At 47.9% G+C, this 12,251-nt stretch carries 10 protein-coding genes; 7 read left to right on the plus strand and 3 right to left on the minus strand.

Annotated elements, in window-relative coordinates:
• Positions 1-28: 28 nt before the first annotated feature.
• The 6 genes from pbp4 (at position 29) to AC3WQ3_RS17760 (ending at position 7,263) form a co-directional block, all read left to right on the plus strand.
• A complete protein-coding gene (gene pbp4, locus AC3WQ3_RS17735; RefSeq protein WP_492472964.1) occupies positions 29-2,146 on the plus strand; it encodes a penicillin-binding protein PBP4(5) in 2,118 nt (705 codons plus the stop codon).
• A 77-nt stretch (positions 2,147-2,223) separates the two neighbouring features.
• A complete protein-coding gene (locus AC3WQ3_RS17740) occupies positions 2,224-2,643 on the plus strand; it encodes a VOC family protein (RefSeq protein WP_492472995.1) in 420 nt (139 codons plus the stop codon).
• Positions 2,644-2,829: 186 nt separating this feature from the next.
• Complete coding sequence (locus AC3WQ3_RS17745) at positions 2,830-4,074, plus strand: FxLYD domain-containing protein (protein WP_492472965.1); 1,245 nt, start codon at positions 2,830-2,832, stop codon at positions 4,072-4,074.
• 14 nt (positions 4,075-4,088) lie between these two features.
• Positions 4,089-5,237 carry a S1C family serine protease gene (locus tag AC3WQ3_RS17750; RefSeq protein WP_492472967.1) on the plus strand — a complete coding sequence of 383 codons (1,149 nt, stop codon included), beginning with the start codon at positions 4,089-4,091 and terminating at the stop codon, positions 5,235-5,237.
• A 113-nt stretch (positions 5,238-5,350) separates the two neighbouring features.
• On the plus strand, positions 5,351-5,950 hold the full coding sequence (locus AC3WQ3_RS17755; protein ID WP_492472968.1) for a TetR/AcrR family transcriptional regulator: 600 nt from the start codon (positions 5,351-5,353) through the stop codon (positions 5,948-5,950).
• A gap of 92 nt (positions 5,951-6,042) precedes the next feature.
• Positions 6,043-7,263: an MFS transporter gene (locus tag AC3WQ3_RS17760; RefSeq protein WP_154892943.1), complete on the plus strand. Its 1,221-nt coding sequence runs from the start codon at positions 6,043-6,045 to the stop codon at positions 7,261-7,263.
• Between the two features lie 99 nt (positions 7,264-7,362).
• On the opposite strand, the gene AC3WQ3_RS17765 is transcribed toward AC3WQ3_RS17760, so the two are convergent.
• The 3 genes from AC3WQ3_RS17765 to licT form a co-directional block, all read right to left on the minus strand.
• Positions 7,363-8,772 carry a glycoside hydrolase family 1 protein gene (locus AC3WQ3_RS17765; RefSeq protein WP_492472969.1) on the minus strand — a complete coding sequence of 470 codons (1,410 nt, stop codon included), beginning with the start codon at positions 8,770-8,772 and terminating at the stop codon, positions 7,363-7,365.
• Between the two features lie 39 nt (positions 8,773-8,811).
• Positions 8,812-10,719 (minus strand): beta-glucoside-specific PTS transporter subunit IIABC, encoded by a 1,908-nt coding sequence (locus AC3WQ3_RS17770; protein WP_492472971.1) that lies wholly within the window; start codon positions 10,717-10,719, stop codon positions 8,812-8,814.
• 185 nt (positions 10,720-10,904) lie between these two features.
• Complete coding sequence (gene licT / locus AC3WQ3_RS17775) at positions 10,905-11,765, minus strand: BglG family transcription antiterminator LicT (RefSeq protein ID WP_095288603.1); 861 nt, start codon at positions 11,763-11,765, stop codon at positions 10,905-10,907.
• Between the two features lie 308 nt (positions 11,766-12,073).
• On the opposite strand from licT, the gene AC3WQ3_RS17780 reads away from it, so the two are divergent.
• Positions 12,074-12,241: a DUF3934 family protein gene (locus AC3WQ3_RS17780; RefSeq protein ID WP_127538405.1), complete on the plus strand. Its 168-nt coding sequence runs from the start codon at positions 12,074-12,076 to the stop codon at positions 12,239-12,241.
• The last annotated feature ends 10 nt before the right edge of the window (positions 12,242-12,251 follow it).

The following is a 12,251-nucleotide window of genomic DNA, read 5'->3' on the forward strand; positions in this document are numbered from 1 at the left end:
TATAGTATATCGTAGAGGTGATCTGACTATGAAAAAATCAAAACGAAAAATCATATATGGTTTGCTCCCCCTTCTGTTCGCTGGCGGAATTGGAGCGTATTTATACATGCAAAGCAGCAAGGCAGAGGAAGCAAAACCGGAGACAACCGTAGATCAATACATACAGCATCTGCAGAAGCAGGAATTTGATCAGCTATATACTTTAATGACGCCCGCGTCGCTGGAAGAGTCCGGCATGAACCGGGAACAGTTTGTAGAGAAGTACAGTGCCATCTATTCGGGAATGGAGGTCTCAGCCGTCAAGGCGGAAGTGAAGCCCAAGGTAACGGACACGGCGGAAAGTGGCAGTACATCAGAGAAACAGGACAAAGGGGAGCAGAACACGGGCAAACCGGATCAGAATCCGGATGCCTATGAAGTGGATTATCACTTGCAGCTAACAACCTTCCTTGGGGAAGTAAACGAGACACAAACACTCAAGCTTGTCCGGCAGGAAACCGAGGACGGCACAAAGGTGTGGCGGATTAACTGGCAGCCTTCCATGATCCTGAGTGACATGATTAAAGGAAGCAAAGTCAGGGTGAGGACACTCCTGCCGGAACGCGGTGATATCGTGGACCGGGACGGTTTACCTCTTGCTACCAAGGGAACGGTGAACGAGTGGGGCATCGTGCCGGAGAAGCTGGGTGACAACCCGGATGCAATGATTGCCCGAATTGCGAAATATTATAAGATATCAGAAGATGTGATTAACAACGCCCTGTCGCAAAAGTGGGTGAAGCCGGAGTATTTTGTCCCCATCGGTTCAACAGAGGATTACAATATCCCTGAACAATTAAGTGGGGTGAAGCTACAGTCCAAGGAAATCCGCTATTATCCGCTTGGTGCATCGGCTGCGCATCTGATTGGTTATGTGCGCAAGGTTACTCAGGAAGATCTGGAGAAGGATACGGAAGGATATTATCGTGCAGAGGATTGGATCGGAAGAGCCGGACTGGAGCAGTCCATGGAGAAGCAGCTCCGCGGCGAGCGCGGGGGCGTAATTGAAATCATGGACGAAGGCGGCAAAGTCCTCTCGGAGCTCATTCGCAAGGACGCGGTAAACGGACAAAAAGTGCAGTTGACCATCAGCGCGGAAACGCAGTCGGAACTGTATAAGGCGTTATCGAGTGACGGAGATGCCGGAGCGGCCGTGCTTATGAATCCGGTCGATGGAGACCTGCTCGCTCTGGCCAGTGCACCTGCCTACAATCCGAACAAAATGGTTACAGGACTCACTCAGGCGGAGTGGGATGCGTATTCTGCGGATGAACGGCTTCCTTTTATCAACCGATTCACCAATAGGTATGCACCAGGTTCAACCTTCAAAGCGATTACGGCAGCCGCGGGATTAATGGAGAAGGTCACAACGGCGGATAAAACCCATGATATCTCCGGTCTGCAGTGGCGCAAGGATGAGAGCTGGGGCGGATATTATGTCAAGCGGGTGAAAAGTGTAACTCCGGTGAATATGGTTGATGCACTTGTCTATTCCGATAATATTTACTTTGCCCAAGAGGCCCTGGAGATGGGCAGCCAACGGTTTATTGATGGTATCCAGAAGTTTGGTTTTGGAGATAACTTCGGCCTGGATGAATTGTACTTGAAGCCAAGTCAGTATGCGAATGAAGCGAATCTGGATCTGGCTTCCGAAGTATTGCTTGCCGACACGTCCTATGGACAGGGCGAAATGCTGATGTCGCCGATTCATCTGGCGTCGTCCTTCACTCCTTTTATTAATGAAGGAAAAATGGTGAAGCCTGTTCTGATCAAGGGAAAAGAGACCTCCGAACCCGAGGTGATTATTACTCCTGAGGCTGCGAACACGGTCAAGGATGCCCTGGTCCAGGTGGTGGCCCGTTCGGGAGGAACGGCTCACACGCTGAGCTCGCTTCCGGGGGAGCTGGCAGCCAAGACTGGAACAGCCGAGCTGAAGGCGAAAAAGGGCGAAAACGGATTGGAGAACGGATTCGTTGTCGTGTTCGACACGCAATCCCCCAGATTCCTGATCTCGGCGGTCATTGAAGGCGTGAATGGCCGGGGCGGCAGTCACTATGTAGTGGATAAGCTTAAGCCTTTCCTGAAGCAGATGGAGTCTACTCCGTAAAACCTTTGCATTGACAGGCCCTGTCGGGGATGTTATTTTGTGGTAGAATCTACTCTATTGGATTGAGGTGGTCGATGGTGGCTGTTCGCGCCAAGCAGATTTTTGTCAATTTACCTGTCAAGGATTTGAAGAAATCGGTTGAGTTTTTTACCAAAGTAGGATTTGAGTTTGATGCGAATTTTACAGATGAATCTGCTACCTGCATGATCATTGGGGACAATATTTATGCCATGCTGCTGGTGGAGGAACGGTTCCAATCCTTTATTTCGAAAGACATCTCGAATGCGGCAAGTACGGCAGAAGTCATTGTAGCCTTATCGGTGGATAGCCGCGAAGAGGTGGATACCATCGTCCAAGCTGCTCTGGATGCTGGCGGCAAGCCATATAATGATCCCCAGGATCATGGATTCATGTACGGATGGAGTTTTCAGGATCCGGATGATCACCTCTGGGAAGTTACCTATATGGACCTTAACGCATTTCCAACACAAGAGTAGAGTAGAACATACTTGGATAGATCACGCCTTCCTACTTCATAGTAGGGAGGTTTTTTTGCATCCAAGGAAAGGCACCATTTACATCAGAATAACATATGGTGTATTTTACCTTTTTGCTATATGATAAGTGTCGATTCATGTAAAAACAGCAAACATACATACGTTCTTTTTGATGGAGGGATCAGGGTGTATTGTCACGTATGTGGGACCAAAAGCAGTCCGGGGGATAGCACGTGCAGAAAGTGTAGAACAAAATTATTAGATCCAAGCTCTACAGAGAAACAGATTTGGGCCGAAACCGCAGTGGGTCTGGAGACCGGAACGGGAAACACCGATCATTCGTTATCGAGACAGCAGCAGCCTGCACCCCAGCAGAGCCATAAAGGTCCTGGGCGCGCATTCAGCTGGATCATTCCGCTGCTGCTGGCAGCGTTGATGGGAGCGCTGCTGACGTATTATTACAACCAGGAAAGCAGTGTGAATGCAGAGGTACAATCGCTGCATCAACAAGCGGAAAAAGCTGCGCTGAACGGGGAATATGCAGAAGCTCTGCAGCTGCTGGACACAGCCATCGCCAAACGCCCGAACTACAATGCGCTGATTAAGGATCGCCAGATTACGGCGAAAGCGTCCAATCTGATGAATCAGTTAGATGAAGCAGCGGTGAGTTTGAAGACGGGCAAACTGTCCGCAGGAGATAAAACCATTCAGGCGGTGGCCAAAGAACTGAAAGAGCGGGAGGAACCCGTTTTTGGCAAGGTACGAGCAGCATTGAACAATAGAAAGGTCACACTTTCCGTATTGAAGGTGAAGAAGGAAATTGATGGTTTGACCACTGTAGAGGCTCTCGCGGAGAAGCTGGATACGGTGTCGAAGCTGAAAGGCAATGAAGCCCAGGCCGTGGAGAAACAAATTATCGACAAGCTGGCGGGGATTAGTTATAAGCAGGCTGAACAGCAAGTGAAGAAAAAGGATTTTACGGCTGCCCTGCAGACCGTGGATCAAGGACTATCCTACGCACCAGAGGATGACAAACTTACGGCGTACCGTGAGCGGGTGCTGAGTGAGAAAAAGGCTTTTGAGAAAGCGGAAGCGGAACGAATTCAGTTGGCTGAGCAGCAGGCTGCGGAAGAGGATTTGAAAAATCGTACGGCTGCCGTAAGCGTCGTAAACGTAGATGCGGCACTGGATAACTATGGAGACCTGTACATCAGCGGTTCAATCGTTAACAATGCGACGAGACCGATCTCATCCGTCACGATTATGGTTGATATCTATGGAATAGATGGCACCTATCTGGGTCAGACCTATGTCGATGTGTATCCAAGCTGGCTGGAAGTGGGCGAAGAAGGTTTCTTCGAAACCTACTATTATGGTGTGTACGAGGAAGCACAAGTCTCTGTTGTGAATGCAACGTGGTATCTGGAATAGGAGGACAGGTTGGAATGGCCAAACGAACATGGAGTACGATCATATCCTGTGCCATCATTATTGGTGCGGGAGCAGGAGGCGTGTTCTGGATACATCAGCATTCGGAGAAGCAGCTGCAGGGTGGCCCCAGACTGGCTGTCGTCGCAGCACAGGAAGCAGAAACGAAGGCAGCGAAGACGGCTTCCGATTCCAATGTGAAGAAGACACGCAAACAGATCATTGAAGATAGCCAGAAGAAGGTAGTCACGATTGAGAGCGGCATCGGGCTGGGTTCGGGCTTTCTCTACAATGACAAAGGCGATGTGATAACCAACGCACATGTGGTGGAAGGCTCCAAAGAGGTAACCGTCCGCACACTTAACCATGAGGAATATCAAGGAACGGTGATTGGAATCGGGGAAGAGACGGATGTCGCTGTCGTCCGAGTACCGGGTCTACAAAAGCTTACGCCGCTAACCATCGCCAAATCCAAAGCCGAGACCGGGGACGAGGTATTGGCTTTGGGGAGTCCGCTAGGGCTCGAAAATACGGTGACCACAGGTATTATTAGCGGAGTGGGCCGAAGCTTCGAGATTCCGCCTTACATTTACAGTAATCTGTATCAGATTTCGGCTCCCATTACGCATGGCAACAGCGGGGGACCGTTGATCCACGCAGAGACAGGTGAAGTACTCGGCATTAATTCGGCTGTTGTGGAGCAGGAGGGCGGCATTGGTTTCAGCATTCCGATCACCAGTGTATTGAAGCAGGTTCAGGCCTGGTCCGAGAAGCCCAACGCGACAACGGTGGTACAGACGAATGGTGTAGGTAACAAGGCAGCATCCGGAACCTCTGCCGAAGCAGAGGGATTGGTGACCAGCTTCTATCTAAGTCTGAACGAGAGTAATTATGTTACCGCATATGCACTGCTGGGCAGTGAATGGCAGAGCGGTACGAGTTATGCCAAGTTCCGCGAGGGATACCTGAATACAAGCTATGTAACGATTAGTGGAATTTCTTCCTCCAATCGTGGGAATGATGAGATGGAAGTTACGGCTACCATTACGGCAGATGAACGCAGGGACGGGGAATATGTGACCACGAAGTATAAGGTAACGTATCAACTCGGTTACGAGAATGGTCAGTTGAGAATATTGCATGGTCAGGGAAAAAAGATTAAATAATTCAAGCACAGGAGAATCGGCACCCGGGCCATTCTCCTTTTGCATTGCTAAATTTCCAGCGATCTGTTAAAATACAGAACGAATGTTCAGTATGTGAGAGAGAGTGTGATGGGATGAACAAAAAGCAACTTCAAACCGAGCAGACCAAGAAAAAACTTGCGGATGCCTCAAGAGCTCTTTTTGTACAAAAAGGCTATAAAGCGACGTCCATTGAAGATATTGTAGCTGCGACTAGCAGCAGCAAAGGAAATATTTATTACCATTTTAAAAGCAAAGAAGGCCTCTTTCTCTATCTGATTGATGAATGGGATCGGGAATGGGAAGAGAACTGGGCTTCCAAGGAACATCTCTACAAGACATCCACGGAGAAGATCCATGGACTGATGGAGCAGCTTGTTCTGGATGACATGAACCACCCGCTGACGAAGGCAGCCGATGAGTTTTTCACGGGGGAAAAGAAGGAGAACGATATTGAGGAGCGCATTGCCTTGATGTTCGAGCGGCATATCCAGTTCAACAGACAACTGGTTCAGCAGGGCATTGAGAACGGTGAGTTTAAGGAAGACAATGTCGATCATCTGGCGCTGATTCTGGAAAGTGCCATTATTGGACTTAGCCAATTGTCCCGCGGGATGAAGTCAGAAGAGGCAGTGGCTTTATATCGCCAAGCAGCAAATGTATTCTTACATGGGATCTCCAGAAACAATAATTAAGATGGATTGAGCACATCCATGACACCCATGAAACCATTCGTTTGCTCATCTATATAAACAGCAACATTTGACAATCTACGGAGGATACAATCATGGCATTACTAACAAGAAACAGGGGCGCACTCCTGTTGTTGATGTTTAATATTTTTCTCGTATTTACAGGTATTGGTTTGGTCGTACCGATCATGCCTGCGTACATGGATCTGCTGCATATCACTGGTTTCACAGTTGGTTTGCTGGTCGCGGCATTTTCCTTTACCCAGTTTCTATTTTCTCCAGTAGCGGGCAGGTGGTCCGATTCATTCGGCCGTAAAAAGATTATTGTCGGCGGTATGCTGATTTTTGCCGTATCGGAATTCATGTTTGGTGCGGTCAATGCCCCCGTGCTGCTCTTCGCAGCCAGGATGCTCGGCGGGGTCGGTGCAGCGATGATTTTCCCTTCCATTATGGCCTACACCGCAGATATTACGACGGAAGAAGAGCGCGGCAAGGGGATGGGATTGATTAATGCAGCCATTACGACCGGATTCATCATTGGGCCGGGGATCGGTGGATATATCGCGGATTTCGGTATTCGGATTCCATTTTATGCGGCAGGGGTTGCCGGATTGCTGGCAGCGATTATTACCCTGATTATCCTGCCGGAATCGACAAGGAGCACTGGAGAAGCAAGTAAACCTGCCACTGGTGCAGCAAAAGCCAAAACGCCAGGAATGGTATCCCAGCTGCTGAATTCCTACCGGGAGCCTTACTTTTTCAGTCTGATTATCGTATTTGTCATGGCGTTTGGCCTGGCTAATTATGAGACCGTATTCTCTCTGTTTGTGGATCACAAATTCGGCTTCACGACCAAGGATATTGCATTTATCATTACATTCGGCTCGATCGCGGGTGCGGTCGTGCAGGTATCCCTGATCGGGTGGCTGCTGAACAAGTTTGGGGAGAAGAAAGTGATTTCGGTATGTCTGTTCTTCGTGGCAGTGTTTGTACTGCTGACCCTGTTTGTGCACACGTACTGGCTGATTCTGGTGGTCACCTTTATTGTATTCCTGGGTATGGATATTTTGCGTCCTGCCATCAGCACGCAGATGTCCAAACTGGCAGAGGAACAGCAAGGTTTCGTGGCTGGACTGAACTCCGCTTACACAAGCTTGGGCAATATCGCAGGTCCGATTGTGGCTGGTGCCTTGTTCGATGTAAATATCAACTATCCGTATGTTTCAGCTGCTGCTGTTCTGGCAATCTGTTTCCTGTTATCACTCCGGGTTCTCAGAGGGGTTAGACCCGCAGGGCAAGCGAAGACGGAGATGTAGTCGCAATTCATAACAATACGATGTAGAGCTTAAAAAAACCAGTCGGTTACACACGATACTTTGTGTAATCGACTGGTTTTATTTTTTGGATTTGTATGATTAACGGACTTCACCGTTTGTCTTAATTAGCTTTTGATACCAATAGAAGCTCTGTTTACGGATACGTCTTAACTCCTTAATATCAAATTCCTCGCGGTCCACATAGATAAACCCATATCGTTTGCTGGACCCCTGATGTGTACTCACCAGATCGATCGCAGACCAAGGACAGAAACCAAATACATCCACACCATCCGTAATGGCCAGTTGAATCTGTTCAATATGTTTATTGAAAAATTCAATGCGGTAAGGGTCGTTGACCACGTCGCCTTCTTCCAGCTTGTCAAAAGCGCCCAGACCATTCTCTGTAACGATCAATGGCAGGTTATAACGGGAATAAATCTGGCGAAGAGTGGAGCGGAAGCCCACCGGATCAATCTCCCATCCAAACTCGGTCTTCTGCAGATTTGGATTCACAGATCCTCGGTATGCACCAGGTTCACCCACAATTTCATGCTGATCTCCTGTGTGGGAGAAATCATTCCCATCATTCAGACTTTCGCCGACCGTCTGCGAAGTATAGTAATTAAAAGCAATAAAATCAGGGTTTCCCTGAGCCAAAATATTCATGTCGTCGTCCTCAATGACCGGAGTATACCCTTTCTCTTCAAGATAACTCCAGGCAATGTGATTGTAGCGACCGTATACGGCCATATCAAGATAGAGCCAGTTGCGGATTGCTGCATAGTTATCGGCTGCGAGGGTATCTTCCGGTCTGGAGCTTGCCGGATAGATCACGCCAATATTGGGAGCCGGACCGATCTTGGCACCTGGAAGCATCTCATGACATAGGACCATTGCTTTGGCTTGCGCGACGAGCATGTGATGATTTTGCTGATACAGTGTTTTTTGCGGGTCAGTCATCGTAGTATCCAGTGTGCCCAAAGAGCCAGGATGCAGGATGAGCATATTTTGTTCATTAATGGTCAGCCAATATTTGACCCGGTCCCCGTAGTTCTCGTACAGGGTTCTGGCGTACTGCTCAAAGGCATCGATTGTTGCCCGATTGGACCAGCCGCCTTGCTCTTCCAGTGCATAAGGAAGATCAAAGTGATACATGGTCACAATTGGTTCAATACCGTATTTGATCAGTTCATTAATTAATGAGTCATAGAAGGCAAGGCCTTTGGGATTAATCTCGCCTGCGCCTTGCGGATAGATCCGCGTCCAGGCGATGGAGAAGCGATAGGCTTTGAAGCCCATCTCCGCAAGCAGGGCCACATCCTCCTTATACATATGATAGTGATTACTGGTCACCTTGAAGTCGGTTACACCTTCCACATGGTTTCCCATGTCAATAACGGAAGGACCTTTGCCATCTTCATTCCAGGCACCTTCGATTTGATAGGCTGACGTTGAACCTCCCCAGAAGAAGTCTTTGGGAAATGGTTTGAGTTGAGTATGTTTCATTGTCGTTCCTCCTAGTTGAGTTTTGAATAAGTAAGCTGATCAGACAACAAGAGTGAGCAGGACATCATTTTTCTGTACATGTTCCTGGGATGTTTCGAATACATCCACCTCGTGCTGTGTGAGGGTAACAATGACGGGAGTGACAGTTTCGTACCCGGCCTGCTTAATTTGTTCGATGTCAAATTGAATGAGCAGCTCGCCCTGTCTGACGATGTCACCTTCCTGCACGACAGGAGTGAAATGTTTGCCTTTTAGCGCAACGGTATTAATCCCGATGTGTATCAGAATCTCGGTGCCGGTGCCAGTCGTTAACCCGATGGCATGCCCCGTTGGGAAGAGTGAAGTGACTACGCCATCCACGGGAGAAACAACTTCGCCAATCTCGGGAACGATCGCTAGTCCCTTGCCCATAGCACCAGTGGAAAAGGCAGGATCGTTGATCGTACTCAAAGCAACAGCTTTGCCCGTAAGTGGGCTATGAATTTGTTCTTTTTTGACCTCGGCAGTTTTTACCTCTGGAGCAGCAGGAACTTCTATCGTTTTACTTTCGGACATTGCACCTGTGTTCGTATCATTCGCATCCTTGACTTCTGAAACGGCGGCCTTGGCTTTGGTCTCGTATCCGAACATGACGGTTAATACCGCTGCAATGGCGAAGGAACACACAATTGCAATAACATAAACTACGGTTGGTGTGTATACCGGTATAGCGAAAATATTATGGAACACATATGCCGTCATTTTAACGCCAAAATGACCATTAATGGCACCACCGATTGCACCTGCGATGACAACGATTGGGATGACGCGTTTATAACGCAGGACCAACCCGTATACGATAGGTTCCGTCACACCTGCGAGCAATCCCGTAAGGCTCGTTGAGCCTGCAAGCGTGCGGAGTGTTTTATCTTTTTTGGCTTTCAGGAAAATACCGAATGCAACACCGATTTGGGCAAATACGGCTGCAGCAGCCATCGCTTCGATTGGATCTCCGCCAACCCCGATATTCTGGATCGTGATCGGAGTGAATCCCCAGTGGAGACCGAAGATGACCATGAAGGTCATGAATCCGCCCAGGACAATACCTGACAATATCCCGCTGACGTCAATGAGCCACGTTACACCAGAGGAAATCCAGTCTCCTACGTTGGTGCCAAATGGACCGAAGGCCATCGCAGACAGAGGAACCATAATCATGAGGGCAATCATTGGAACCAGGAACAATTGCAGATCCTTCAGAATAATTTTCTTCAGCAGCCTATCGAGAAGGGCATAGATGCTGATGGAGATGAATATCGGAAATACACTGGCTGAGTAGTTCATCATGACGACAGGTATGCCCAGGAACGATACATCGGAACCCTTGTCCATCAATCCGGTGAAGTTCGGTTCCAACAGGGCGGCACCGATGACCCCGGCAACATAAGGATTGGCTTTCAGCTTCATGCCCAGCGTAATGCCGAGGAAGATAGGCAGGAAGTAAAATACGGCATTGCCGGCTGCGGATAAAATAAGATAGGTATCACTGGTGTCTGACATCCAGCCAAGCATGGTTAGAACGGTCAGCAGAGCTTTCAACATGCCTGATCCCGCCATGGCCGGAATTAACGGAGAGAAGCTTCCCGAGATAATTTCAAAAATTTTGGATAAGACCGAGGTTTTTTCACCTGTTGTCTCTGCGGTGGAGGAGGATTCTCCTCCAAAATCCCGATTCTTCATAATCTCTGCATACACATGAGCAACATGACTCCCGATCACAACTTGAAATTGTCCACCGCTTTCCACAACGGTAATTACGCCATCGTGTTTTTCAAGCGTTTCGCGCTCGGCTTTTTTGGAATCCTTGAGGTTAAACCTCAGCCGGGTCGCACAGTGGACAAGTCCGTTGATATTGGCTTCACCGCCGACGAGGCGTACGATGTCATCTCCCATTTTTTTATGATCCATGTTCATTCTCCTTTGTGGTCGAACTGCCCCAGAAAACAAAAAAATACCTAAACGGAGGGCAGTGGCCATCCAAAAATGGATGGGGTGCCAATCGTTTAGGTATCGCCTGCTTGACCAGTAACAATCCTTGTCGTTAAGTTGTGAGACCTACTATAAATGACAGCGAAATCGTTTGCAAGCTTTTTTTATTTCGTGTCCTGCATTTCATTTCGGGAAGTAACGCGGTGAATATGGATCGTCAAATACACCTTTTCATCAATGGACATCGCACTTTCGAATTTGTCCTCAAGGTAATGGTTAATCAATTGGGTACACTGAAAAGCCTTGCCGTATTTGTCTTTGACCTGATCATATAGAAAGTTATCACCAGACGCCGTCTGTTCCTGTTCATTGCTCACCATGCGCTGGACGAAATATTGCAAATGGGTAATAAACCTGGAGTAATTAAACGAATTTTCATCCAGGGTTATGCCATATTGATTGGTCACGATGTTGAATATGTCATCGATCACTTCGGTAATTTCAACCGTTTGCTGCATGCCCTGACCATCCTGTCTGGCGTTGACAAAATGCATGGCGATAAAACTGGCTTCATGTTCGTCCATCTGTATGCCGAATTGTGAATCGATCAACTCCAGCGCATTCATGCCGATCATGAATTCCTTTTTATAAAACTTTTTGATCTGCCATAACAGCGAGTTCTTCAGCCCGACGGACTTCCTGTACCGTGAGATGGCAAATTGGATATGGTCAATGAGAGAAATATAGATATTGTCACTGAAAATATCGCCCATTTCCCGCTTGGCATAGCCTACAATCTTGTCAGCCAATGTTAGATACTCCACGGAGGTTTCGCCCATCAGGTCGATCAGTTTCTGGGGGATCTTATCCGATTTGAGAACAAAGGTTTTCTCGATTTTATCCTCATCAACAGGCTGCCCATTTTTCTTCTTGAAGCCCAGACCATTTCCAATGACAACAAATTCATGACCCACCTGGTTCTCTGCCCGGATGACGTTATTGTTGAAAATCTGTCGAATGATCATCGTTGTTCACCTCTATTGCCGTTATAATAACAAAAAACCCAAACAAAGGCTTATCACACAGCCTTTATTTGGGTATCGCCTGCTTACCAGTAACAATCCCGAAGAAGACACGGCTTCTTCTTTCAATTATGTACACTATACCGCTTTCATAACAGAATAACAATACAATCATTTTTGGAAATGGACGTAAAGACGTCTATTTTTGTTATAATAAGAAATGCTGGAAGTGAATACGATGGGCTGGGTTACGATAAAAGGTACCGAGGACGGTCATTTTTAAGCATATACAGGATTATTGGAGTGATAACATGAGCAAAGCAAAGGGTAAAGGCGGCACGGGCCGTGGTACCGGCAAAAAAGGCTGGAATCGCTGGCAAGCCAGTGCCAATCGGGCGAAAAGTGCCCCGAAGCCTTATAAAAGCAAAGGTACGAAGAAGAAAGACGATGCCGAAACTTCAAGTGACAAGTCCCTGTAAATGGGCACAA

This window comes from Paenibacillus sp. FW104-T2 (assembly GCF_058789975.1).

Coding starts and splice junctions, on each gene's coding strand:
- pbp4 (WP_492472964.1), top strand. CDS start 29: ATGAAAAAATCAAAACGAAAAATCATATATGGTTTGCTCCCCCTTCTG.
- AC3WQ3_RS17750 (WP_492472967.1), top strand. CDS start 4,089: ATGGCCAAACGAACATGGAGTACGATCATATCCTGTGCCATCATTATT.
- AC3WQ3_RS17755 (WP_492472968.1), top strand. CDS start 5,351: ATGAACAAAAAGCAACTTCAAACCGAGCAGACCAAGAAAAAACTTGCG.
- AC3WQ3_RS17760 (WP_154892943.1), top strand. CDS start 6,043: ATGGCATTACTAACAAGAAACAGGGGCGCACTCCTGTTGTTGATGTTT.
- AC3WQ3_RS17765 (WP_492472969.1), bottom strand. CDS start 8,772: ATGAAACATACTCAACTCAAACCATTTCCCAAAGACTTCTTCTGGGGA.
- AC3WQ3_RS17770 (WP_492472971.1), bottom strand. CDS start 10,719: ATGGATCATAAAAAAATGGGAGATGACATCGTACGCCTCGTCGGCGGT.
- licT (WP_095288603.1), bottom strand. CDS start 11,765: ATGATCATTCGACAGATTTTCAACAATAACGTCATCCGGGCAGAGAAC.
- AC3WQ3_RS17780 (WP_127538405.1), top strand. CDS start 12,074: ATGAGCAAAGCAAAGGGTAAAGGCGGCACGGGCCGTGGTACCGGCAAA.